This is a genomic window from Kitasatospora sp. NPDC022785 (genome assembly GCF_055561295.1).
Genome location: NZ_JBVHHB010000025.1, coordinates 1 through 23,753, shown reverse-complemented (window position 1 = coordinate 23,753; position 23,753 = coordinate 1). Strand labels below are relative to the sequence as shown.

General features: G+C 72.5%; 20 protein-coding genes and 3 pseudogenes. 15 read left to right on the top strand and 8 right to left on the bottom strand.

Going from position 1 to position 23,753, the window contains the following annotated elements; genetic code table 11:
- Window positions 1–76: 76 nt before the first annotated feature.
- Window positions 77–1,300, bottom strand: coding sequence for an MFS transporter (locus ACZ3YO_RS30760; RefSeq protein WP_465575809.1), 1,224 nt, complete (start codon window positions 1,298–1,300; stop codon window positions 77–79).
- A gap of 302 nt (window positions 1,301–1,602) precedes the next feature.
- Between ACZ3YO_RS30760 and ACZ3YO_RS30755 the strand changes: the two genes are divergently transcribed.
- Both ACZ3YO_RS30755 and ACZ3YO_RS30750 read left to right on the top strand, forming a co-directional pair.
- Window positions 1,603–1,995, top strand: a complete 393-nt coding sequence (locus ACZ3YO_RS30755) for a hypothetical protein (protein WP_465575807.1) — start codon at window positions 1,603–1,605, stop codon at window positions 1,993–1,995.
- Between the two features lie 225 nt (window positions 1,996–2,220).
- Window positions 2,221–3,261: an NAD(P)-dependent alcohol dehydrogenase gene (locus ACZ3YO_RS30750; protein WP_465575804.1), complete on the top strand. Its 1,041-nt coding sequence runs from the start codon at window positions 2,221–2,223 to the stop codon at window positions 3,259–3,261.
- 237 nt (window positions 3,262–3,498) lie between these two features.
- Here ACZ3YO_RS30750 and pntB read toward each other — a convergent pair whose 3' ends face one another.
- Together pntB and ACZ3YO_RS30740 are read right to left on the bottom strand one after the other, a co-directional pair.
- The gene (gene pntB, locus ACZ3YO_RS30745; RefSeq protein ID WP_465575801.1) at window positions 3,499–4,974 is read right to left on the bottom strand and encodes a Re/Si-specific NAD(P)(+) transhydrogenase subunit beta; all 1,476 of its coding nucleotides are present in this window, start codon (window positions 4,972–4,974) and stop codon (window positions 3,499–3,501) included.
- Window positions 4,975–4,979: 5 nt separating this feature from the next.
- Window positions 4,980–6,548: a Re/Si-specific NAD(P)(+) transhydrogenase subunit alpha gene (locus ACZ3YO_RS30740; RefSeq protein ID WP_465576012.1), complete on the bottom strand. Its 1,569-nt coding sequence runs from the start codon at window positions 6,546–6,548 to the stop codon at window positions 4,980–4,982.
- A 164-nt stretch (window positions 6,549–6,712) separates the two neighbouring features.
- Here ACZ3YO_RS30740 and ACZ3YO_RS30735 point away from each other — a divergent pair.
- Window positions 6,713–7,435: pseudogene (locus tag ACZ3YO_RS30735) on the top strand (RNA-guided endonuclease InsQ/TnpB family protein); the annotation flags it as partial.
- A 380-nt stretch (window positions 7,436–7,815) separates the two neighbouring features.
- On the opposite strand, the gene ACZ3YO_RS30730 reads toward ACZ3YO_RS30735, so the two are convergent.
- Window positions 7,816–8,556: a class I SAM-dependent methyltransferase gene (locus ACZ3YO_RS30730; RefSeq protein ID WP_465575798.1), complete on the bottom strand. Its 741-nt coding sequence runs from the start codon at window positions 8,554–8,556 to the stop codon at window positions 7,816–7,818.
- Between the two features lie 248 nt (window positions 8,557–8,804).
- A complete protein-coding gene (locus ACZ3YO_RS30725) occupies window positions 8,805–10,166 on the bottom strand; it encodes a M14 family metallopeptidase (protein ID WP_465575795.1) in 1,362 nt (453 codons plus the stop codon).
- A gap of 117 nt (window positions 10,167–10,283) precedes the next feature.
- Here ACZ3YO_RS30725 and ACZ3YO_RS30720 point away from each other — a divergent pair.
- The 7 genes and pseudogenes from ACZ3YO_RS30720 to ACZ3YO_RS30690 all read left to right on the top strand — a co-directional run.
- Window positions 10,284–10,706 (top strand): annotated as a pseudogene (locus ACZ3YO_RS30720) (nitrate reductase molybdenum cofactor assembly chaperone); the annotation flags it as partial.
- A pseudogene (locus ACZ3YO_RS30715) lies at window positions 10,703–11,046 on the top strand (respiratory nitrate reductase subunit gamma); the annotation flags it as partial. The pseudogenes ACZ3YO_RS30720 and ACZ3YO_RS30715, both read left to right, overlap by 4 nt.
- 235 nt (window positions 11,047–11,281) lie before the next feature.
- The gene (locus tag ACZ3YO_RS30710) at window positions 11,282–12,178 is read left to right on the top strand and encodes a LysR family transcriptional regulator (RefSeq protein ID WP_465554571.1); all 897 of its coding nucleotides are present in this window, start codon (window positions 11,282–11,284) and stop codon (window positions 12,176–12,178) included.
- 111 nt (window positions 12,179–12,289) lie between these two features.
- Window positions 12,290–12,472, top strand: a complete 183-nt coding sequence (dmpI, locus tag ACZ3YO_RS30705; RefSeq protein WP_396320389.1) for a 4-oxalocrotonate tautomerase DmpI — start codon at window positions 12,290–12,292, stop codon at window positions 12,470–12,472.
- Between the two features lie 335 nt (window positions 12,473–12,807).
- Window positions 12,808–13,377, top strand: a complete 570-nt coding sequence (locus tag ACZ3YO_RS30700) for a cysteine hydrolase family protein (RefSeq protein WP_465554573.1) — start codon at window positions 12,808–12,810, stop codon at window positions 13,375–13,377.
- 55 nt (window positions 13,378–13,432) lie between these two features.
- Window positions 13,433–14,248: a maleylpyruvate isomerase family mycothiol-dependent enzyme gene (locus ACZ3YO_RS30695; RefSeq protein ID WP_465575790.1), complete on the top strand. Its 816-nt coding sequence runs from the start codon at window positions 13,433–13,435 to the stop codon at window positions 14,246–14,248.
- A gap of 46 nt (window positions 14,249–14,294) precedes the next feature.
- The gene (locus ACZ3YO_RS30690; protein ID WP_465575787.1) at window positions 14,295–15,308 is read left to right on the top strand and encodes a YhjD/YihY/BrkB family envelope integrity protein; all 1,014 of its coding nucleotides are present in this window, start codon (window positions 14,295–14,297) and stop codon (window positions 15,306–15,308) included.
- A gap of 96 nt (window positions 15,309–15,404) precedes the next feature.
- On the opposite strand, the gene ACZ3YO_RS30685 is transcribed toward ACZ3YO_RS30690, so the two are convergent.
- Complete coding sequence (locus tag ACZ3YO_RS30685; RefSeq protein WP_465575785.1) at window positions 15,405–17,093, bottom strand: hypothetical protein; 1,689 nt, start codon at window positions 17,091–17,093, stop codon at window positions 15,405–15,407.
- Between the two features lie 193 nt (window positions 17,094–17,286).
- Here ACZ3YO_RS30685 and ACZ3YO_RS30680 point away from each other — a divergent pair, with 193 nt between their 5' ends.
- Both ACZ3YO_RS30680 and ACZ3YO_RS30675 read left to right on the top strand, forming a co-directional pair.
- The gene (locus ACZ3YO_RS30680) at window positions 17,287–17,547 is read left to right on the top strand and encodes a hypothetical protein (RefSeq protein WP_465575783.1); all 261 of its coding nucleotides are present in this window, start codon (window positions 17,287–17,289) and stop codon (window positions 17,545–17,547) included.
- Between the two features lie 331 nt (window positions 17,548–17,878).
- The gene (locus ACZ3YO_RS30675; protein WP_465575781.1) at window positions 17,879–18,976 is read left to right on the top strand and encodes an AI-2E family transporter; all 1,098 of its coding nucleotides are present in this window, start codon (window positions 17,879–17,881) and stop codon (window positions 18,974–18,976) included.
- Window positions 18,977–19,043: 67 nt separating this feature from the next.
- On the opposite strand, the gene ACZ3YO_RS30670 is transcribed toward ACZ3YO_RS30675, so the two are convergent.
- Window positions 19,044–19,472, bottom strand: a complete 429-nt coding sequence (locus ACZ3YO_RS30670; RefSeq protein WP_465575779.1) for a MarR family winged helix-turn-helix transcriptional regulator — start codon at window positions 19,470–19,472, stop codon at window positions 19,044–19,046.
- A gap of 131 nt (window positions 19,473–19,603) precedes the next feature.
- On the opposite strand from ACZ3YO_RS30670, the gene ACZ3YO_RS30665 reads away from it, so the two are divergent.
- Entirely contained in the window at window positions 19,604–20,488 is an 885-nt protein-coding gene (locus ACZ3YO_RS30665; protein ID WP_465575776.1) for an MBL fold metallo-hydrolase, read from the top strand.
- A gap of 107 nt (window positions 20,489–20,595) precedes the next feature.
- Here the strand turns inward: ACZ3YO_RS30665 and ACZ3YO_RS30660 are convergent, their stop codons facing one another.
- A complete protein-coding gene (locus tag ACZ3YO_RS30660; RefSeq protein WP_396320380.1) occupies window positions 20,596–20,799 on the bottom strand; it encodes a cold-shock protein in 204 nt (67 codons plus the stop codon).
- A 487-nt stretch (window positions 20,800–21,286) separates the two neighbouring features.
- On the opposite strand from ACZ3YO_RS30660, the gene ACZ3YO_RS30655 reads away from it, so the two are divergent.
- Together ACZ3YO_RS30655 and ACZ3YO_RS30650 are read left to right on the top strand one after the other, a co-directional pair.
- Window positions 21,287–22,522, top strand: coding sequence for a glycosyltransferase (locus ACZ3YO_RS30655; RefSeq protein WP_465575762.1), 1,236 nt, complete (start codon window positions 21,287–21,289; stop codon window positions 22,520–22,522).
- Window positions 22,523–22,680: 158 nt separating this feature from the next.
- On the top strand, window positions 22,681–23,685 hold the full coding sequence (locus ACZ3YO_RS30650; RefSeq protein ID WP_465575759.1) for an ATP-binding cassette domain-containing protein: 1,005 nt from the start codon (window positions 22,681–22,683) through the stop codon (window positions 23,683–23,685).
- The last annotated feature ends 68 nt before the right edge of the window (window positions 23,686–23,753 follow it).

Sequence of the window (23,753 nt, the reverse complement as noted above, 5' to 3'; positions counted from 1 at the left end):
TGCTCGGAGGATCGCCGGCCTCCGCCCGGGCCGTGGCTCCGTCGAGGCGTTCCGAAGGCCCGCCCACCGGAGCCGGTCACGCACCGGGACGGGTCGGTTCGGGCGCCGGCGCGGCCCGGTGCAGCAGGTAGGTCCCGGAGGCGGCGGCGAGGACGGCCATGCAGGCCGTGAACACCAGGCCGGCGTCGGCCAGGCCGAGCGCTTCGCTGAGCAGGCCGACCCCGATGACCGGGATCGAGATGCCGAAGTAGGCGACCACGAAGAGCATCGAGAGGGCGCCGCCGCGGTGCTCGGCGGAAGCGGCGGCCGCGACCTCGCCCACGGCTCCGCGAAGGCCCATGCCCTGGCCCGCGCCGCCCACCAGGGCGCTGAGCACCAGCGGCGGCAGGGTGGTCCACGCGAGCGAGGCGGCCAGCAGGGCCAGTCCGCCGATCAGCACCAGGCAGCCCAGCGGGATCGCCCGCGCGGTGCCCAGCCGGGGCACCAGGAGCTGGCCGAGGGTGGAGGCGAAGAAGGCCGCGAAGACGATGAGGCCGACGACCGCGCGGTTGTGGATGCCCAGGCTCTGGGCCAGGAAGGCGGGGCTGACCGAGGTGAACAGACCCAGCAGGGCGAAGCCGGCGAAGGCGGCGATCCCCGCCGGGACGAACACCCCGCGGACCTCCGCCGGCAGGGAGGGCCGCTGCGGACGGGCGGTGCGCAGCGGGCGGGCCCCGGCGACCGTCTCCGGCAGGAACCAGGTCACCGTGAACGACGCGGCGACCAGCACGAGGTGGACGACGAACGGCAGGACGAGGGGATCGGGAGCGTACTCGGAGAGCAGCCCCGACATCAGCGGCCCGCAGCCCAGGCCGCCCATGTTGGCGGCGGTCGCGACGAAGCCGGCGCGGGCCCGGCGCGCGGGCGGGGCGAGCTCCAGTACGTACGCGGTGGCGGTGCCGGTGAACAGGCCTGCCGACAGGCCGGACAACAGCCGGCCCAGGCAGAGCAGCGGCAGGCCCCCCTCGGCGAGGAAGGCGACGGCGCTGCAGGCCGCGACTGCCAGCCCGCAGAGCAGGACGGGCCGGCGTCCGACGGAGTCGGAGACGTTGCCGACGAGCAGCAGGACGCCGATGACTCCGAAGGCGTAGACGGCGAACACGACCGTCACCATGAGCTCGGAGAAGCCGATCTCCTCCTGGTAGAGCCCGTACAGCGGGGTGGGCAGGGTGGTGCCCGCCATGCAGACGGCGAAGGCGGCGGCGGCTGCGAGGTAGCCCGACCGGCCGGCGGCAGTCCGACCGGCCCGACGATCAGTCATCCGCCCACGGTAGGCGCCCGGCGCCGCCGGGCCGGGGCCCGGCAGGGTCGTGCTGCGCCGAATGGCCGTCATCCGCCACCTGAGGAGCGCTCCCAGCCGGCTCGGCACCACGGCACGAGCACCGCCCGCGGCCGGCCGGCAACGTGCGCCGGTCACCGGACGGCGTGGGTCCGGGCGGGGAGCGGTCGGTGGTGCACCCGACACGCCGCCGACCGGCGGAACACGGCCCGACACTCCGGGAGCGCGCCTACTGTCGCCCTCGCCCATCCAGGGATATTTACTGACAGAAGCGGAGAACCTCCATGAAGCGTCGCACCACGTGGTTGCCGGTCCTGCTCGCCGCCGTCGGAATCGCCGTCGTGCCGACCGTCGCCAGTGCAGACGTCGTCTCCGGCGGCAACCACGGGACGGTGATCGTCGGCAACGGCAATCAGGTCGCCGGCTACGACATCATCAACGCCGGAAACGACGCCACCGTCGGCTCCCACAACGGTTCGGGGGCCGTGGCGGGCGGCGCCATGGACGCCGCCCAGGCCGCGGGAGGCAACTACGGCACGATCATCGTCGGCGACGGCAACCAGGTCGGCGGGGACGACATCATCAACGCCGGAAACGACGCCACCGTCGGCTCCTACAACGGCGCCTCCGGCATGGCGGCGATGATCACCGACGCGCTGCGTCCGATCGCCGGCTGAGACACGGGCCGCCGCGGCGGGGCGACGGCGCTCCGCCGCGGCGCCCGGACGGTGCGGGCCTCCGGCCGCCGCCGGCGGGCCCGTGCCGGCACCTGCATCCCCGGAGCCCCCGCCGCACCCGCACCGGTCCCGGCGGCACCGGCCGCCCCCTGCCACGGGAGGTGCCCGACCGGGTCGCCTCCCACCTCAGTGCGTTCGTCGCCCGTCTCGAGGAGGACCCCTGCCATGACCACCGTTGCCGCCTACGCCGCGCCCGCCGCGAAGGCTCCACTGGAGCGGACGACCATCGAGCGTCGCGCGGTCGGGGAGCACGACGTACTGATCGACATCGCGTTCGTCGGCATCTGCCACTCCGACATCCACCAGGCCCGCGCGGGCTGGGGCGAGGCCATCTTCCCGATGGTGCCCGGCCACGAGATCGCGGGCGTCGTCTCCGAGGCCGGCCCCGGCGTGACGAAGTTCAGGGCCGGCGACCGGGCGGGCGTCGGCTGCATGGTCGAGACCTGCCGCGAGTGCGACAACTGCAGGGCGGGCCTGGAGCAGTACTGCGCCAAGGGCCCGGTCTGGACGTACAACGCCGTCGGCAAGGACGGGCGGCCCACCTACGGCGGCTACTCGCAGAAGGTCGTCGTCGACGAGAACTACGTCGTGCACATCCCGGACAGCCTCTCCCTGGACGTGGCCGCCCCGCTGATGTGCGCCGGCATCACCACCTACTCACCGCTGCGGCACTGGCACGCCGGCCCCGGTAAGAAGGTCGCGATCGTCGGCCTCGGCGGTCTCGGCCACGTCGGGGTGAAGATCGCCCACGCGCTCGGTGCCGAGGTCACCGTCCTGTCGCAGTCCCTGCGCAAGAAGGACGACGGCCTGAGGCTGGGCGCCGACCACTACCACGCCACCAGTGACCCGAAGACCTTCGAGGAGCTGGCAGGCAGGTTCGACATCATCCTCAACACCGTCTCCGCCCCGCTCGACTTCGCCGCCTACATGTCGTTGCTGGGCACGGACGGGACCATGGTGAACCTCGGACTCCCGGAGGAGCCGGTGCAGATCGAGCTCCAGGCGATGTCCGGCAACCGCCGCAGCATGAGCAGCTCGGGCATCGGCGGAATCGCCGAGACCCAGGAGATGCTGGACTTCTGCGCCGAGCACGGGGTGGGCGCCGAGATCGAGCTGATCCGTGCGGACGAGATCAACGGCGCCTACGAGCGGGTTCGCGCGAGCGACGTCCGCTACCGCTTCGTCATCGACACGGCCACCATCTGACGGCGGGCCCGAGGGAACGTCACCGGGAGCGGGGGAGCCCGCCGGCCGCAGCGACCCGGTACGGGCGGCGGCGGAGACGCCGACAGCCGACGATCCGCCCCGGCCGGGCCGGAGCGGATCGGATGGTGCGGATCGGAAGGTCGAATCGATGGGGTGCGGGGCGCAGAAACCTCCCAGCCCCGGCACGCCGGGCGGTCGGCCGGGTGCGGGACCCGGCCGACTCCCACGGCTGCGGCCCTACACGGAGGCCCGGTCGCCCGCCGTGGTCGGCCGGGCGGCCGGTGCCTGCCGGCCCCGGTCGTCGGCGTCGAGGAAGTGCAGGATCTCATCGACGCTCTGCTTGGCGTCCCCGAAGAGCATGCCGCTGTTCTCGCGGAAGAACAGCGGGTTCTGGACCCCCGCGTAACCGGAGGCCATGGACCGCTTGAACACGATCACCTGCTCCGCCTCCCACACCCGCAGTACCGGCATGCCGGCGATGGGGCTGGAAGGGTCGTCGGTGGCGGCCGGGTTGACGGTGTCGTTGGCACCGATGACGAGAACGACGGAGGTGTCGGCGAAGTCGTCGTTGATCTCGTCCATCTCCAGGACGATGTCGTAGGGCACCTTCGCCTCGGCGAGCAGCACGTTCATGTGACCGGGCAGGCGTCCGGCGACGGGGTGGATGCCGAAGCGGACGTCGACGCCGCGCTCGCGCAGCCGTCGGGTGAGCTCGGCGACCGGGTGCTGCGCCTGCGCCACCGCCATGCCGTAGCCGGGGGTGATGACGACGGACCGGGCCTGTGCGAGCTGACGTGCCGCCTCCTCGGCGCGGATCTCGCGGTGCTCACCCTGCTCCTCCTCCCCGCCGGAGGGGGCTTCGATGCCGAAGCCGCCGGCGATGACGGAGAGGAACGAGCGGTTCATCGCCTTGCACATGATGAAGGACAGGTAGGCACCCGAGGAGCCGACCAACGCGCCGGTGACGATGAGCAGGTTGTTGTCGAGCAGGAACCCGGCTGCCGCCGCGGCCCAGCCGGAGTAGCTGTTGAGCATGGAGACGACGACGGGCATGTCGCCGCCGCCGATCGAGGCGACCAGGTGCCAGCCCAGCGCGAGGGCGAGCACGGTGACCGCGATCATCAGGCCGAGGCCGGGGCTGACGGTGAACCAGACCGTCAGCGCCACGAACCCGGCGAGCGCGCCCAGGTTCAGCCCGTTCTTGCCGGGCAGCACCAGCGGACGCGAGGCGATCCGGGCGGACAGCTTGAGGAAGGCGACGATCGAGCCGGTGAAGGTGACCGCTCCGATGAAGATGCCGATGAACACCTCGGCGTGGTGGATGCCCAGCAGGTCGGCCGGGACGGCGTCCTGTGCCGAGCCCTGCGACTCGACCTCCAGGTAGCTGTTCCAGCCGACCAGCACCGCGGCCAGGCCGACGAAGCTGTGCAGGACGGCGATGAGCTCCGGCATCTGCGTCATCTCGACCTGCCGTGCCCGCCACAGGCCGATGGCGCCGCCCAGCACCATCGCGACGACGATCAGGGCGACCGCGCCCGCGGTGATGCTCCGGGACGCCACCACGACGGTGGCGACCAGGGCGAGGGCCATGCCGGCGATGCCGTAGGCGACGCCGGCGCGGGAGGTGCGGTGCTGGGACAGCCCCGCCAGACTGAGGATGAACAGCAGGGCGGCGACCAGGTCCGCGGCGTGGGCGGCCGTCGTGGAAGTCATCGGGCTCAGCGCCTTTCGGGGGACGTCGAGAACATGCTCAGCATGCGACGGGTGACGGCGAAGCCGCCGAAGATGTTCACGCTCGTCAGCAGGATCGCCACGAAGGAGAGCACGGTGACGAGCGTGCTCCGGTGCCCGATCTGCAGCAGGGCGCCGATCACCACGATCCCTGAGATCGCATTGGTCACCGACATCAGCGGGGTGTGCAGGGCGTGGTGGACCTTGCCGATGACGTAGTAGCCGATGACCACTGCGAGCGCGAACACCGTGAAATTCTCGGCGAGTTGTGCGGGGGCGAAGGCGACCAGCGCGAACAGCGCCAGCATGCCGACGCCGATCAGGCCGAAGCGGGCCGCCGGGGTGAGCCGGGGCGGCTTCGGCTCGACGACCGCGGGAGCGGCGGCGGGCTGCGCGGCGGGAGCGGCCGAGACGGCGACCGGCGGCGGCGGCCAGGTGATCTCGCCGTCCCGGACCACGGTCACCGCGCGCTGGACGACGTCGTCGAAGTCGACGACCAGCTGCCCGTCCTTGCCGGGCGTCAGCAGCTTGAGCAGGTTGACCAGGTTGGTGCCGAACAGCTGTGACGCCTGCGCGGGCAGGCGGGACGCGAGATCGGTGAAGCCGATGATGGTGACGCCGTTGCCGGTGACCACCGTGCGGCCCGCGACGGTGCCCTCGACGTTGCCGCCCTGGACGGCCGCCATGTCGACGATGACGCTGCCGGGCTTCATCGCCGCCACGTCCGCGGCGGTGAGCAGGCGCGGGGCGGGCCGCCCGGGGATCAGCGCGGTGGTGACGATGATGTCCACGTCTTTGGCCTGCTCGTGGTAGAGCTCGGCCGCGGCACGGTCGTAGTCGGCGGACGTCGCCTTGGCGTAGCCGTCGGTGCCGGCCTCCTGGGCGACGTTCACGGCGAGGTACTCCCCGCGCAACGACCGTACCTGGTCGGCGACTTCCGGCCGGGGGTCGGTCGCACGGACGATCGCCCCCAGGCTGGAGGCGGCGCCGATGGCGGCGAGTCCGGCCACGCCGGCACCGGCCACGAGCACCTTCGCCGGAGGGACCTTGCCCGCGGCCGTCACCTGGCCGGTGAAGAAGCGGCCGAACACGTGCGCCGCCTCGATCACGGCACGGTACCCGGCGATGTTCGCCATCGAACTGAGCACGTCCATCGACTGCGCACGCGAGATCCGTGGCACCGCGTCCAGCGCCAGGGCGGTGACCGGGCGCGACGCGAGCGCCTCCAGCAGTTCGGGCCGCTGCGCCGGAGCGAGCAGACCGACCAGGGTCGAGCCGTCACGCAACCGGGCGATCTCCCCGGTCGACGGGGCATTGACCTTCAGGACGATGTCGGCCGCCCAGGCGTCCCCGATGTGCGCGCCCGACTCGGCGTAGGCCTCGTCGGTGAAGCCGGAGGCCGCGCCCGCCTCGGACTCGACGACGACCTCGTAGCCGAGCGCGAGCAGCGCGCGCACCGTCGACGGTGTCGCGGCGACGCGGGTCTCCCCGGTGGCCGACTCGGCGACCACACCGATGCGCCGCGGGGGGTGGTGCGCGGTGTCCTGTGCAGATATCACCTGACTTCTCCCAGGAGGCTCCGGCCTTCAGGCCGGGGAGATGTGGGTCCCCCCGCCCGGAGGGTGGGGGAGGGTCCTTGGCTCGGGGCCGCGTAGCGGCGGAGCGCTTTGCTCATCTGCTGTGACCTGTGCTTTCTTCCATTGTCAGGGGGTGGCTGTAGGTGGTGTGGTCGCGTGACCTGCCGTCCGCTCCGTCGTCGGTGCGCGTGTACCGGGACGGCCTCGGGCACTGGTACTGCTCGTTCGTCGTCGTCGCCGAGACGCAGCCGCTTCCGGTCACCGGCCGCGTGATTGGTGTCGACTGCGGTGTGAAGGAGACCGCGACCACCACCAGTGACGCCCACGACCTCCCCCACGCAGAGCACGGCAGGATCGCGGCGCAGCGTCTTGCCCGCTACCAGCGGATGATGGCGCGTCGACGGACCCCGAAGAACAAGCCGGACACCAAGGGGAACAGGAAGGCCCGCAAACAGGCCGCGAGGGTGTCCAGGAAGATCGCCCGGCAGCGGCAGGACACCGGCCGCAAGTGGGCGAAGTCCGTGGTGCGGGACCACGACCACATCGCGGTGGAGGACTTCCGGCCGACGTTCCCTGGCGGGACCACGATGGCCCGCAAGGCGGCCGATGCGGCGATCGATGCGACCAAGGCCGCGCTGATCGAGATGGCCCGTAAGCACGGGCGCACCGTGCACCTTGTCCACCCCGCGCACACCACGATGGACTGCGCGCCCTGCGGAGCGAGAGCCAAGCACGCACTTCCCCTTTCCGAAAGGACCTACAGGTGCACCGCGTGCGGAGTCTCGTCCCCACGGGACAAGAACTCCGCCCGCGTGATGCTCGTCCGGGCTGGTCTCAACCCGGCTGGTGCTGATCTTGTAAGCCCTGCCACCTGCTAGGTGCCAGGCGAAGTGAGCCAGGAATCCCCGCGCTTCAGCGCCGGGAGGATGTCAATCGTGCCTCTCTCGTCGGAGGAGTTGTTGACGGTGGGATCTGCGTCCAAGGGGGAGTGTCCTCCCCTTGGACGAAGGAACCTACCTGCTCCGACCCGGTGGGGGGACGGGGCGAGGCCGTGACATGCTTCACCTGTTCGCAGCCTGTCGGAAGAGCCGGGTCACGTGCCGGGCGTTGCAGCGGCCGCGGATTGACCTGCCAGGGACCACTCGGGGGCGCACGCCGTGGGGGAGCGAGCACGGCTCCCGGCGGACGACTGTCGCCAGGAGGGCAAAGGTCAGGCGGGGGCCGGGACTTCAGCCGATCGACCGCCTCACCACGCGAGCCTCACCCGGCCGGCCGGCCGGGCCCGCCGGACGGTCAGCATGTCCTGGGTGTGGCCGTTGACGAACGAGCCGTCCGGCCGGGCGAAGTGACGCCGGACGTAGGCGGTCAGCTCGGTGCGGTCCGGCCGCGGCTCCATGGTGGCCAAGTCGGCCACGTTCACCATGAACTCGGCGACGTCCACCGCCTCCTCCAGGCGGTCGGCCCGGTAGCGGAGGTCGAGCGTCTCCAGTGTGTACTCGTGGGCCGGCTCCCGCTCGCGCAGGCGGTCGGCCAGCGGCCGCAGGTCGTAACGGACCCCGGTGAAGTGCTCGGCCATCCGCATGCACGGGCTGTCCGGGCTCTGGAGCATCACCACCAGGGTGCCGCCGGGCACCGTCCGACCGAGGACCGTGCCGACCGTGCGCAGCCAGTCCTCCTCCGGCACGTAGTAGAGCACGTGCGAAAGGTGGACCAGGTCCGCCGGCCCGGGCGGCTGCGCCTCGTCGATCGGCTCCGGCAGGACCAGGGCGTCGGGACAGGCCAGGCGCAGCCTTTCGCGCATCGCGGCACTGGGCTCGACGGCCACCGTCCGTTCGAAGAACCGCCCCAGGTGTGCGGTGGTCCGGCCCTCGCCCGCGCCCACGTCCAGCAACACCCGGCGGTGCTCCAGCCCGGCGACGACCTGGTCCAGCCGGGGCGTGGGTACGGAGCTTCTCGTCGGTGCCGGCGAGGAACAGCTCGAAGGCACGACGGTAGGCGGCGCCGGAGACGTCCAGCACCCGGACGGGCCCCGGCTCCGCAGTCCCTGCCTCCATCCGGAAACCCCTTTCGACGGTGCGCCGCGTCCGGTCCATTGCACCGGGAACCGGCGGGTACGGAGCGCAGGGACGTTCCTGCCCGCGTGTCGCGGACCGGGCGGACCCCGTCGGCGACGCCGCCGCGTGGGGTGCGGCGGCGCGCCGGACGGGCGAGGCCGGGCTGTCGGGGGCCGGGAGCTCAGGTGGTGATGCCGCAGTACTGCTGCTGCTTGCCGATCACCCGGAACATGCAGTCGGCGGTCTCCACCAGCCGCAGCACGGCCTCGCGGTTGCGGCTGGTCTCCCGTCCGATCACCTCGTCCGGCGGGTAGAAGCCGCTGCTGCCGTTCGGGCCCGGATACATCTCGAAGGTGTAGGCGAAGATCCGCTGCGCGCCCCACAGCCAATCGTCGATCGCGCCGTCGGTGATGTAGAGGTCGCTGGACTGTTCGGGCGTGTAGCCGTTGGTGCCGGCCATGCTCCGGCCGAGGGTGGCGAAGGTGTTGGCCTCGTCGGCGGTCATCCCGGTGGCCGTGTCCGCGGTGGTCCAGCCGAACGGCCAGAGCACCAGCTCGCTGTAGGTGTGGAAGTCGATGGCCGCGGTGATCTGCTGCTTGCCGCCCACCACCCGGGAGCGGACGAAGTCGGCGACCACCTTGGTCTCCTTGGCGGACTCGGGCGCGGCGCCCCGGTAGGTCTCGCTGGAGGTGGAGCCGGAGGAGCCGCCGCAGCAGCCCCACTTGTAGTCCCAGTTGCGGTTCAGGTCGGTGCCGACGTTGCGGCTGCCGGCGTTGGGCTGGCGGTCCTTGCGCCAGCTGCGGTAGCGGCCGGTGGCGATGTCGTACTCGCCGCCGTCCGGGTTGAGGTCGGGGATCACCCAGATCTCGCGGCTGTTGACGGCGTTGGCGATCCGGCTGTCGGTGGCGAACTTGTCGCCGAACTCGTGCAGCAGGTAGAGCGCCATCTCGACGGTGAGGTGCTCGCGCGCGTGCTGGTGGGCGGTGAACAGCACCTCGGGCTCGTTCTCGTCGGTGCCGACGTTGTCGCTGATCTTGACGGCGACGATCGGGCGGCCCTCGTAGGAGGTGCCGATCACGCGCTTGCTCATGATGTCGGGGTGCGCGGCGACGACGGCGTCGATGTCGGCGGCGGCCTCGGCGTAGTTGTGGTACCCGGAGTCGGCGGGCGGGAAGTCGTACAGGCCTGCGGCCGTGCTCTCCCGGCCGTCCTCGACGCCGTACCGGGGCCCCGGCAGCGCGGTGGGGGACCAGCCGAGCGCGCGCAGGCGGGCGAGTTCGGCGGGCGTGGCGGTGACCACCACCGAGTCGGGCCGGACGGCGTCGACGGAGGCGCCGGTGGCGGCGACGGCGCTGCGTTCGGCGACCGTGCGGGGGCCGTCGAGGAGGTACTGACGGGCGGTGTCGCCCGCGGCTTCGGCCGCGGCGACGGTGTCGCCGGCGACCGGCTGGGCGGCGACCCGCGTGGTGAGCGGTGAGGCGAGTGCGAGGGCCAGCAGCACGGCGGTGACCGCGGCGGGCTTCCCTCGGCGGGGCAGTCGCATGACTGTCCTCCTGTGGGGGGTCCGTAGGGACGGAGCAGGGGAGGAACTGCGGCGCGCGCCAGCATGATGGTCCGTCAGTGTCATGAGTTCGTCAAGACGGCGGTGTCCGTCCGGCACGGCCTGGAGTTCACCGGCGAGGAGCTGCCCGACTTCCTGCCCGCCGTGCTGGAGTTCACGGCCGCCACCGGCTCGGATGCGCTGCTGCGCGAGCACCGACCCGCCCTGGGGCTCCTGCGGCTCGCCCTCACCGAGCCCGGCACCCCGTACGCCCGGATGCTGGAGGCCGTGTGCGCCACGCTGCCCGGACCGTCCCCGAAGGACCGGGCTGCTGCCCAGGCCCTCGCCCGTGGCGGCCCGCCGCGTGAGCAGGTCGGTCTGGACACCCAGCCGCCCTACGGCCACTTGGGCCTGCTCCCCGTCCTGCCCGTGGAGTCCGTCCTGCCCGTGGAGTCCGTCCTGCCCATGGGGTACCTTCCGCCCGTGGGGTCTGTCCCGCCCGTGGGGTGTGTTCCGCCCGTCGCGACCGGAGACCGCCGATGAGCACCTTCCTCTGGGGCGCCCTGCCGTACCCCGCGGGCGCGCTGCTGGTGTTTTGGCCCGGTCTGGCGTTACCGCTACGACAGGTTCGGGTGGACCAACGCGCTCGTCCGAGGTGTACGAGTCCCGGCTGCTGAACATCGCCTCGCCGATGTTCCACTACGGCATCCTCTTCGCCCTCGCGGGCCATCTCATGGGCCTGTTCGTCCCCGCGTCGTGGACCGACGCGATCGGACTCGACGAGCACGCGTACCACCTGCTCTCGCTCTTCGCCGACTGCGCGGCCGGGTTCCTGGCGGTGGCCGGGATCCTGGTGCTGCTGTACCGCCGCCGCACCAACGCGGCCGATGACGGCCGGGCGGACGGTGGCGAAGGTGGAGAATCAGGCGAGCGTGACCGGCCCGCGGGGGTGCCGGCGGCCGGGCGCACGGCGGTGCGCGATAGCGTCGCGGATGTCGTCCGTGCCGTCGGGGCCGGCTGTCCGTGCCGTTCGGCCGCCGGCCGGGGCACGGGTGCGCGCGGCCCGCCTGCGGGGCCCTGCGACGATGGGCCGTCGACATACCGAGCGGGGGGGTCCCATGGAGCTACGACAGCTGCGCTGCTTCGTCGCCGTCGCCGAGGAGCTGCACTTCGGCCGGGCGGCCGAGCGGCTGCTGCTGGGCCAGCCCGCGGTGAGCCAGCAGGTGCGGCGCCTGGAGCGGGAGTTGAAGGTCGAACTGTTCGACCGGTCGCCCCGGTACGTGCGGCTGACGCCCGCCGGCGAGCGCTTCCTTCCGGCGGCCAGGAACGTGCTGGCGGCCGAGGACGCCGCCCGGGCCGTCGCCGCCGGCCTTGCCTCGCCCGGCACGCTCCGGATCGGAACCGTCACCGGCCTCGGCGAACGCCTCGACGCCATCCTGGACGCGTACCAGCAGCACGCCCCCGGCACCCGCGTCGAGCTGCACTCCGCCCCGGTCGGGGACCGGCTCGCCCGGCTCGCGGACGGGCGGCTGGACGCCGCCTTCGTCCGGGGCGCGATCCCGGATTCCGACCCCGCTCTGCGCTTCCTGCCGGTCTGGCAGGACGAGTTGGTCCTCGCCCTGCCCGCGCGGCACCCGCAGGCCGTGCACCCCGTGATCGATCTGTCCGAGCTCGCCGAGCTGCCACTGCGGCTCACCGAGCGGTCGAACCATCCCGCCCTGGTCGACCTCGTCATGTCCGCCTGTCAGGAGGCCGGCTTCCGCCCCGTCCTCGGTCCGTCCACCGGCTCCCTCCAGGACACCCTGGCCGCCATCGGCACGGGGGCGCCGATGTGGACGGTGGTCTACGCCGCGAACGCGCGGACGGCGAGCACCCGCCGGATCGTCTTCCGTTCGCCCCGCAGACCGCTGGCGCTGCCGACGGCGCTCGCCGTGCGCCGCGCCGACCCGGTCCCGCGGCTGCTCCTGGACGCCTGCCGGACCGAGCCCGTGAGCTGGGACGATCAGGATTCGTGATCGCTGCCAGCCGAAATCGGGTCTGGGTGCGCGGCCCGCGATCCGGTGGACTGGTTCACGGCGGGAGGAATCCCGCAGGAGAAGTCCCAACCGAGGACCGAGGAGCCGAAGATGCCCGTCGTCACCATCCAGCAGGGCCCGCGCAAGGTCGAGCAGAAGCGCGAGCTGGTCAAGAAGATCACCGAGGCGTTCGTGGAGGCCCTGGAGGTCCCGGCGGAGAGCGTCTACGTCTGGATCCAGGAATACCAGGGCGAGGACTGGGCCCACGCCGGCAAGCTCACCGCCGACAAGTAGGCGCGGCGGCGCTTCGGCGCCGCGCCGCCGCGCCTTTCCCGGGTCGCCATCGGCCCCGGGGGTGCGACCTCTCCTCCTCCCCTGAGCAGGCACAGGGGAGGGGGCGCGCCTTGAGCAGGCGCAGGGGAGAGGGGCGGCCGTCGCTGCACGACCCGCCCCCCGTACCCCGCCCCTTCGCTCGCACCGCCGGTGGGACGCCACGGCCCTTCGACGCCCGCAGTGATGCCCGCCGTCGCGAAGTGGCCCCCCACCGCTGCGGAGTGACCACCGCCGCCGCGAAGTGGCCAGCCGCTGCCGCGGAGTGACCACCCGCCGCCCCATTTCGAGGAGTCTCGATGACCGACACGCCGACCAGCCCCGCCCCCGGCACCGTCCTGGTGCTGGTGGACCTCCAGCAGTGGATCGTCAACCGCCCCTCCACGCCGCTGGCCGGCGCGGCCGTGGTCCGCTCCGCCGCCCGGCTGAAGGCGGCCTTCGAAGCCGCCGGACTGCCGGTGATCCTGGTCCGTCACGCCCGGACGGACGGCAGCGACGGCGGCCCTGACTCCCACTTCAACCGCTTCGCCTCCGAGGTGGACACCCGCCCCGGCAACGAGGTGGTCACCAAGTACGGCATCGACGCCTTCGCCGGCACCGACCTCGCCGACCGGCTGCGCCGCCTCGGTGCCACGTCCCTCGTTGTCGCGGGCATCGCCACCGAGTACGGCGTCGGCGAGACCGTCCGCACCGCCGCGGCCCTCGGCCACCCCACCACCGTCGTCGAGGACGCCGTCACCGCCCTCTCCGCCGCCGGCCACGCCGCCGCCCTGCAGGCGTTCCGCGCCCTGGGCGTCACTGTCACCGGCGCCGATGCCCTCCTCGCCGGCGGGGTCACGGGCGGGGCCACCGGGCCTACCCGCCGGTAATCAGTTCCGCCGGATCTCTGGACAGCGGGGCGGGGGTGGTCCACGATTCACCACCATGATCCCTGCCCCGGTCCCCCAGGACTCCGTGCGCACCGCGCTCCTCGACGCCGTCCTCGGCGCGGCCGAGGACATCGCGGCGCTGCTCCGCCACGGCCCGGACACCGACCGCCCGATCCCCGGCGCGCAGTGGACCGTGGGCGAGGCGGCGGCCCATCTCGCCCTCGCCAACGAGCTGATGGCCGCTCTGGCCGCCGGCGAGCAGCGGACCTACGGGGACGGGACACCGGACAGCCTGGCCGCGGCCAACGAGGCCTCCCTGACCGCCTTCCCCGAGCGTGACGCCACGGTCCTCGCCGAGGAGATCGTCCGGCACGCCCGCGCCTTCACCGAGGCCTGCGCGGACCGGCCGGCGTCGGCCCCGGTCCTCACCCCGCTCGGACCGATGGACCTCGCCACGCTGGCCTCGTACCTGCTCACGCACATGCTCGGCCACGGGTACGACCTGGCCGTCGCGCTGCGCCGCCCGCACATGGTCGACCGCCACCGGGTGGCACTGACCGTGCCGTTCCTGATGACCGCCATGCCCCGGGTCGTCGACGGCCGATCCGCCGCCGGTCACACCGCCTGCTACGACCTGCGGATACGGGGCGGCGCCCGCTTCACGGTGACCTTCCTCGACGGCGCCGCCGAGGTCTCTCCCGGGCCCGCGACCCGGCCCGACTGCACGATCCTCACCGAGCCGGTGACCTTCCTGCTGCTCGCTCTCGGCCGGTGCGACCCGTTCGCCGTTCTGGCCCGCGGCAAGGTCCTCGCCTGGGGCCGCAAGCCCTGGCTCGCCCTGCGGTTCCCGCTGCTGTTCAAGGCCCCCTGAAGCCTCCCGCGGACAGGGGGAGCCCCGTCCGCGTCGGAGCCGTGGGATGCCGCGGCGCCGGGCTACTCTCGCCCTGTCACCAACCGGCCGGTCGCGAGGGGAGACGGCACCGATCAACCGCGAGCGACTCATCAGAACGCTGACGTTCTGGCTGCGCCCAGCCTTCGCGCTGCGCGTCGTCAACCGCTTCCAGAAGGTCGTGGGCTTCGACCGGTCGATGGCGCTCGCCTCCAGCGCCCTGACGGCACTCATCCCGCTGGCGATCCTCTGCAGCTCCGTCCTGACCCGTCTGAGCGACAAGGACGTCGCGAACCGCATCATCGACCGCTACGGCCTCACCGGAGGCGGGGCCGAGGCGGTCGACGAGGTCTTCGCCTCCGCCACCGGCGCGAGCGCGAGCGCGAGCATCCTGGGAACGGCGTTCCTGGTGGTCTCGGTCCTGAGCTTCACACGGGCGATGCAGCGGATGTTCGAGCAGACCTGGGAGTTGCGGCCCCTCAGCGTGCGCAACACACCGAACGGCCTGCGGTGGGCGCTCACCCTGCCGGTGTACGCCGCGGCCGTTTCGTGGCTGCACGCCGTTCTCGGCCACGGACGTCTGGAGCTGGTGGCATCCCTGGCCGAGGTGCCGCTCACGGCGGCCTTCGCCGTCTGGAGCGGCCGGGTGCTCTCCGCCGGGCGCATCGCCCCGAAGGACCTCGTCCCGTTCGGTGTCATCGCCGCCATCCTCCTGGCGGCCTGTTCGATGGGGGCGACCTTCTACCTGCCGCGTCTCTTCAGCTCCTACGCCACGCGGTACGGCGCGGTGGGTGCCGTCTTCGCGATTCTCTCCTGCCTGTTCTGCGCCATGGTCGTCGTGGTCGGGTCCGCGGCGCTCGGGCGGGAGGTGTGCGATGAACTCGACCGCATCGGCCGGGGCGAGCGACCCCCGGACGACGAGGTCCGCCGGGAGTGGGACCACGTTCTCGGCCAGATGAGACTGCGGTGGCGGACCACCCGCCAGCAGATCTCCCGCCGCCGGCGTCGGCACAGGCAGCGCAGAGGACCCGGCCGACCCTGACGGCCCTCACCCGGCCCTCACGGCTCTCACACGAGGGACCACCGGTTCGGTCCGACCGCCTTTCACCGGGTCACCTCTCGGGATCGGGCCCGGGCGTCACGGCGACGCGGAGGCCGAGCCGGGCGTGGCCGGTGCGGGAGCGGACGAGGACCCGGACGGCCCGGTCGGCGTCGAGGCCGTGGGAGAGGCCGTGGGAGAGGCGGAGGTGGAGGCCGAAGCGGGTTTCGGTGCGACCTGGAGGCCGATGACGTGCCCGTCGGCGGTGAGGAAGTACTGGAGTCCGGCGTAGCCCGGTGTCACCAGGATCCCCTGGGTCATCTTCGGCAGCTGGCTCGACCGGGCCAGCTCGGTGCCGGTGCGGGCATCGCGCCACACCACCTGTTCCGTGTCGTACGTCTTGAGCCCCTGGAAGAACTTCACCGGGATGTCGGTCCCGATCAGGACCCGCTGGTCCTTCGGGCCGAGCAGGGTCGTGAAGCTGAGCGTCGTCTGGTCCTGGGTCCATGCCACCGACAGGGTGCCGTTCGACAGGTCGAGCCCGGCCAGCTTCCCCGCTCCCGCGTCCATCGCGTAGACGCGGTTGTTCTCCGGGTCGACCGAGACCATCGACGGAATGAAGCTCTGCTTGGCGCCGCTGCTCGCGAACGGCTGGACGCTCGCCACGTCGGTCGAGTCCGCCTGGGACACCGCGACGACGCTCATGGGGGTCGAGGTCGGCTTCCCTCCGTTGGTCATGGCGACGACGTGGTCGTTGACGACCGCCATCGCCGACGCCGCCGTCTGCCCGTTCTGGAGGTAGGAGACCGGCCCCCAGCCGGGGTCGCGGGCGAGGGCGCCGTTCTGGTAGGTGTACCGGTAGAGCTTGCTCGTGCCGGGCAGGTAGATCGCCTGGCTCCCGTTGAAGGTCGTCGTGGTGAGCCGGCCGCCCATCATCTCGGGCAGCGTCACCTGGGAGACGACCTCCAGGGTCTTCGGATCGATCGCCACCATGATCGAGGGCGCCGTCGCCGTCGGGTCGGGGCAGTCGAGGAAGGCGCTGAACCCCTGCTCGGTGCAGCCGGGCTGCCGGTTGACGGTCTTGGCCACGATCGTGCCGTCGGGGAACGCGTCGTAGCCGTTGTAGGCCGTGTCGCGCGGGGCCGACTGTCCGGTGGGCAGCGTGGTCCGGGCCAGGACGTTCCCGGTCGTCGGGTCGATCCTGGCGATGTGATAGCCGTAGATCACGACCAGGCTGCCGTCCGCGAGGGTGTTGAGGACACCCGGGTAGTCCCACTCGTCGGTCGCGTCGGTGTTGATGAGCACCCGCCGCCAGACCTCGTTGAAGGTGCTGGGCTCCACCCGTGAGACGAACGAGCCGGACGCGGCCGGGTTGTCGCCGTAGCCACCGCCGTAGACGTAGAGCTCGTCCGGTCCGCGGTCCACGATGTTGTACGGCGTGGTGTAGACCTGGTTCGAACTGTGCGCGAAGACCTGGTTGTTCGACGGGCCGCCCTCGAAGTGCGCGCACGTGTAGCGGTGCGTCCGGTTCGAGTCGTGCACCTCGAAGGCGGCGATGGTCGGGTACCACGGAGCGTTTCCCTCCGCGGCGGCACAGGCCTGCTCGTCGGGGATGAGCGCGGGGTCGCCGACCAGCGGGCCGTTGGCGGCCACCTCGTCGGCGGGCGGCGAGGAGCTCGCCCGCGGGCTGGGGACGCTCTCGGCGGAGTCCACGCCGGAGCAGCCGGAGAGCCCGATGATCAGGCCCATCACGGCGGCCGTCAGCCGGAGAACGGGCAACCGGATCATCGGTGGCTCCTCGACTCGGTTGGGGCGCCGGTGCTCGGCCGGCCCCGACGCTTTGATCGACCGACAGAGTGTCAGTGCCGCCACGACAGCCCCGGGCTGACGCGCCGCCCGGCCCGGCCGGTCACCCAGCTGGGCGGTTCCGCCGGTGGGGAGCAATCGGTCGCCGCACACCCGTCGCCTATGATCACCACCAGTGCCAGTCGGGTCCGGCGGCAGGCTCGGGCGACCCGAGAGGCGGCGGAGCACGACCGGCGAACGCAGTTGCCTCACCTCCCCGGCCTGCCGGGAGCCGGAGGCGGCGACAGCCCGCCGGCTCCGCGACCAGCTGGTCGGGCCCGACCTCGCGTCCACCGACCTGGACGGGCACCTGACGAACCTCCACGATGCCGAGCTGGACGTGACCACCGCCCCGCTGGTCAGCTGCTGGGGCCGGCGAGGCCCGGCAGCCCCCTGAGCCGGTGACTCCGCAGCCCGGCACCCGGACAGGCCCGTCCCGGGCACGTCCGAGCACGGGCGTCCGCCGACCCTGCTGCGCGGGGCGGGGGAGCGGGTGCGGTGGATCGATGCGGTGGGCGACCCGGCGGGCGTCCGTCGGCGCGGGAACAGGCCGGGCGGCGTTCCACCCGCTATCCAGGATGCATGTCGCTTTCGCACCCCAGCAGTCCCCGGCCCGACGGCAGCCCCGCGGAACGGCGTGGTCGGTCGCGCTCCGACGGTGCCGGGCGCGGCGGACCGGCCCCTGTGCGGCGTGCCCGGGCGGGGTGTGCGGCGGGTGGCGGTGTGGCATGCCGGTGAGGCGGCCCAAGCCCCGCCGGCCGGGCCCTGCGGCGGCCGTCGGCGGCGCGGGTCCGGCGCTGCGCCGCCTTTCGGACTACGCGTGGCGGCTGCTCGTCGTCGCGGCGGCGGCGTACCTGGTGCTGATGGTGGTGGGGCGGTTCCACCTGATCACGCTGGCCGGCTTCCTGGCCCTGGTGATCACGGCGGTGGTCCGGCCGGTGGTCGATCTGGTGGCCCGTCTCCTTCCCCGTTCGCTCGCCGTGGTGATCGGCCTGGCCGTGGCGATCCTGGTGCCGGCCGGCCTGCTCGCGCTGATCGGCGAGACCGTGGCGGACGACGTGTCGCGTCTGGTCGGGGAGTTCCAGGGTGGTCTGGACCGGCTGGAGAAGTGGCTGGAAGGGGCGCCGTTCCATCTCCCGGCGACGTACTTCGACGATCTCCGGCGCAAGTTCTCCGACTACGTCTCCGCGCACCGTTCGACGCTGATCAGCACGGCTGTCAGCGGGGCCGGGCGGGTGATCGAGGTCGCGACGGGCGCCGCGCTCGCGCTGTTCATGTCGGTGTTCTTCCTGCACTCCGGGGAGCGGATGTGGCGGTGGACCGCTGCTCAACTGCCGGCCGCCGTGAGAGAGCGTCTCGACCGGGGCGGCCGGGCGGCGTGGCGGACCTTCTCCGGTTACACCCGGGGCATCTTCATCGTCGCCGCGAGCAACGCGATCATGGTCGGCATCGCCCTGTTCTTCCTCGGCGTGCCGCTCGTCCTGCCGCTGATCGTGCTGGAGTTCTTGGCGTCCTTCGTCCCCCTGGTCGGCTCACCGGTCGCGATGCTGATCGCCTCCCTGGTGGCGCTGGCGGCACGCGGCCCGGTGATCGCGATCGTGGTGCTGCTGCTGATCGTGGTGATCGGTCAGATCGAGGGCCACCTGCTCCACCCGCTGGTGATGAGCTGGGCGGTGAGTCTGCACCCGGTGGTGGTCGCGGTCTCGGTGCTCGCCGGCAGCATCGCGGCCGGAGTGATCGGCGCCGTGGTCGCCGTCCCCGCCGTCTCGGTGGCGTGGTCGGTCTACGCGGAGCTGCGCCGTCCGGCGCCGCCGCCGGTGGCCTGACGCTCTCCGGGGCCCGGCTCCCGCCGCCGAGCCCGGGTGCGGCGCGGACGACGGCGCGCCGTTGTGGTCAGGCGGAGGTGATGGCCTGCTCCAACAGGCCGTGAAGGACCTGCTGCTCCTGGGGGGTGAGGCCGGACAGCGGGGAGTCCACGGCGAGGAGTTCGAGGAGGCGTGCGCGCAGCGCGGTGCCCTCGGCGGTGAGGACGAGGTGCTTGGCGCGGCGGTCGGTGGGGTGCGGATGACGCTCGACCAGGCTCTGCTTCTCCAGCTTGTCCACGACGAAGGTGGTGTTGGAGGGCTCGCAGCTCATGCGTTCGGCGAGCTCCCGCATGGTCATCGGCCCGCTCATCTCCCGCAGCGCGGTCGCCTGGGACGCGGTGAGGCCCAGGGTGGCGGCGCGCTCCCGGACGTGCTCGCCGATCCGCTGGGCGAGCCCGTTCACCAGACCGCACAGCTGTCTCTCGGCGATGGCCTGGTGCTCGGGGGGCGTCGTCATGCCACCACCCTAGCAAATCCATCAAGACAAAATAATTGCAGCTTGAATGATTCGAACTTGATGCTTATGGTGGGCGTCGTCGCCGCGGGAGGCACCGCGGCGACCTGATGACGACTCACAGGAGAGAACCCATGGCTGACATGACGGTGGATCGGGACGAACGACTGCGCCGGCCGGCGGGAGTCCGCTCGATACGCCTGGGCGACACGCTGGTGTCGTACGTACCGGACGGCGACGTGCGGCTCCGGCCGCTTCACCTGCTCCAGGACACCACCGACGAGGTGTGGGCCGCGCACCCGGAGTACCTGGACGCCACGGGCCACCTCGTGGGCAGCGTCGGCGCCCTGCTGGTGGAGCACGGCGACCGCGCGCTGCTGATCGACGCGGGCTTCGGCCCGCGGACGCTCCAGGTTCCGGACGGCCCCCTCGGCGCGATCCACGGAGGTGCGCTCCCGCAGAGCCTCGCCGAACTCGGCCGCGGCCCCGGGGACATCGAGGCGGTGGCCTTCACCCACCTCCACTCCGACCACCTCGGCTGGGCCTGCCACCCCGCCCCCGGAGGCGACCGGCCCGTCTTCGCCCACGCCGACTACCTGATCTCCGAGCCGGAGTGGGAGCGGCGCGACCTCCTGGAGGCCCAGGGCATGACGGACGAGGTCGCGGCCCTCGCACCGCGCGTCCGCACGATTACGGACGGGCAGGAGATCTTCCCCGGCGTCCGCGTGCGGATCACCCCCGGCCACACCGTCGGACACGCCGAGTACGTCATCACCGGGGGCGGACGGCGCCTGATCGCCTTCGGTGACGCCGTGCACTCGCCCATCCAGATCGACCACCCCGACTGGTCCTCGGCCTTCGACCACGACGGTGCCCGGACCGCCGAGCATCGCCGCCGCCTCGTCGCCGAGCTGGCAGAGCCCGGCACGATCGGCTTCGGCGTCCACTTCGCGGACGTGGTCTTCGGGCACGTCCGGCCGGACGGGGACGGCCCGGCCTGGCGGCCGCTGGACGCCTGACCGGCGTACGGAGGCCGGGAGGCGCTTCGTCCCGAGCTCACGGCCCCGGGCCGGAAACGGCAGCGCGCCCCGCATCGAGCTGATGCGGGGCGCGCCGTGCGGTGTGATCAGAGGGGCACGATGTTCTCGGCCTGGAGGCCTTTCTGTCCCTGGACGACGTCGAACTCGACCTTCTGGCCCTCCTGGAGCTCGCGGAAGCCCTGGGCGGCGATGTTGCTGAAATGGGCGAAGACGTCGTCGCCGCCGCCGTCCTGCGCGATGAATCCGAAGCCCTTCTCGGCGTTGAACCACTTCACCGTGCCAGTTGCCACGGTTTTCTCCCTCTGACTCGTGCTCACCCGGGGGCGAGCGTTCTGGCGAATCGGTCGTCGATGCGGTCTGCGGCCGACGGATTACCTGAAGGGTGGCGGCGCCGCCGCCGGGCCGACCGCGAGGAGCCCGTACGACGGACGGTACGGGACGGGACGCGCCGCGCGGTACACGCATCTCCGCCAGTCACCCGATCGAGGTGGCGGCAGCAGGCCGGGGCGCAGTACACCACCGCTTCCGGGCGGCTGATCGGGTCAGGCCGGCCCGGGGGAACGCCGGTCACCGCCGCCCCTCGGTGGGAGAAGTACGCGCCGGTCGCCGATTCGCGGGGCGGCCGTCGGTCCACCGTCGGCGAGAAAAGGCAAAGGCAAGGAGTTCTTTCTCCTTGCCACTTTCAGGTTATATCGCACCGGGGGGCTTGCGGCAAGGCCCGGGTTGTGCCGCAGGATTGTCGGCCGAAGCCGGAATTCACGGAAATGGGGACCCGATATGCGTGTGGTGTTGTCGACGTGGGGATCGCGCGGGGACGTGGAACCGCTGGCGGGCCTGGCGGTGGCGTTGCGGGAACTCGGTGCGGAGGCGCTGGTGTGCGCGCCGCCGGACGAGGAGTTCGCGGCGCTGCTGGCGCGGGTCGGCGTGCCGTTGGTGCCGCTGGGCCCCACGGTGCGCTCGGTGGTCGCCGGCCCGAAGCCGCCCTCGGCGCAGGACGCGTTCCGGCTCGCTCCCGAGCTTGTCGCCGCGCGGTTCGCCACGCTCACCGCGGCGGCGGAGGGCTGTGACGTGCTGCTGGCGACCGGCCTGATGCCGGCCGGTGCGCGGGACGTGGCCGAGAAGCTGGGCATCCCCTACGTGTTCGCCTGCTTCCACACGGCCGGCCTGCCGTCGCGGCGCTTCCCTCCGGCGGCCCGGCCGGGCAAGCAGTCCTCGCCGGACGAGACCGACAACCGGGTGCTGTGGCAGCAGGACGCCCAGCGGGTGAACGCGCTCTACGGCGAGGCGCTCAACAGCGGGCGGGCGGCGATCGGCCTGCCGCCGGTGGACGACGTCCGTGACCACGTCCTCACCGACCGGCCGTGGCTGGCGGCGGACGCGACCCTGTGGCCGTCGCAGGACGCGACGGACCTCGACCTGGTGCAGACCGGGGCGTGGATCCTGCCCGACGACCGCCCGCTCCCGGCGGGACTGGAGGCGTTCCTGGACGCGGGCGCACCACCGGTGTACGTGGGCTTCGGCAGCATGGCCGCGCACGCCCCGAAGGACATCGCCCGGGTGGCCATCGAGGCGAGCCGCGCGCACGGCCGCCGCGTGCTCCTCGCCCGCGGCTGGGCGGACCTGGGCCTGATCGACGACCAGGACGACTGCTTCGCCGTGGGCGAGGTCAACCAGCAGGCACTGTTCGGCCGGGTGGCCGCCGTCGTGCACCACGGCGGCGCCGGCACCACGACGACGGCCGCCCGGGCCGGCGCACCCCAGGTCGTGGTGCCGCAGATCGTCGACCAGCCGCACTGGGCCGCCCGGGTGGCCGAGCTGGGCATCGGCGTGGCCCACGACGGTCCGACCCCGACCTTCGACTCCCTGTCGGCCGCGCTCGGCACGGCCCTGTCCCCGCAGACCCGCGCACGTGCAAGGGCGGTGGCCGGCTCGATCCGCACGGACGGGGCCACCGTGGCCGCGAAGATGCTGCTCGCCGCGGTCGGCCGGGAGCGGCCACCCGTGTCGGGGTGAACCGACCGGATCGGCGGCTAGGGGGCCGGCGGGCGACAGCACCGGCTTCCGGGACCACGGGGTGAGGAGTGCGGAGGCATCGCCTCGCCCGCCCGGTTCCAGGGCGCTGAAACGGTCGTGAAACCGCGCTGAATGCGGGCAGGCGCAACCTCTGCGGCATGACCGCAACGACATCGCACGCACTCGCCATCGCCGCGTACGGGCTGCGCAAGTCCTACGGCGACAAGACCGTCCTGGACGGCATCGACCTCGCCGTCCCCGAGGGCACCGTCTTCTCCCTCCTCGGCCCGAACGGGGCCGGCAAGACCACCGCCGTCAAGATCCTGTCCACCCTGATCAGCCCCGGCCCGGGCTCCGGCGACATCCGGGTCGGCGGGCACGACCTCGCCACCGACGCCCAGGCGGTGCGGGCCGCGATCGGCGTCACCGGGCAGTTCTCCGCCGTCGACGGCCTGATCACCGGCGAGGAGAACATGCTCCTCATGGCCGACCTGCACCACCTCTCCAAGCGGGAGGGCCGGCGCACCGCCGCCGAACTCCTGGAGCGCTTCGACCTGGTGGAGGCGGCGAAGAAGCCGGCCTCCACCTACTCCGGGGGCATGAAGCGGCGTCTGGACATCGCGATGACGCTGGTCGGCGGCCCGCGGATCATCTTCCTCGACGAGCCGACCACCGGCCTCGACCCGCGCTCCCGGCACACCATGTGGCAGATCATCCGCGGGCTGGTCTCCGGTGGTGTCACCGTCTTCCTCACCACCCAGTACCTGGATGAGGCCGACGAACTCGCCGACCGCATCGCCGTCCTCAACGACGGAAGGATCGCCGCCCACGGCACGGCCGAGGAGCTGAAGCGGCTGGTCCCCGGCGGACACGTCCGGCTGCGCTTCTCCGACCCCGCCGCCTACCGGTCCGCGGCCGCCGCCCTGCGCGTGGTGACCCGGGACGACGAGGCCCGGGCACTGCAGATCCCCAGCGACGGCAGCCAGCGCGAGCTGCGCTCCATCCTCGACTGGCTCGACACCGCGGGCATCGAGGCGGACGAGCTGACCGTGCACACCCCCGACCTCGACGACGTCTTCTTCGCCCTGACCGGCACCACCGACATCCCCAACCAGTCCAACCAGCCGAACCAGCCGAACCAGTCCAAGGAGAGCGTCCGATGAGCGCCCTGTCCCTCGCCGTCCGCGACTCGTCCACGATGCTGCGCCGCAACCTGCTGCACGCCCGGCGC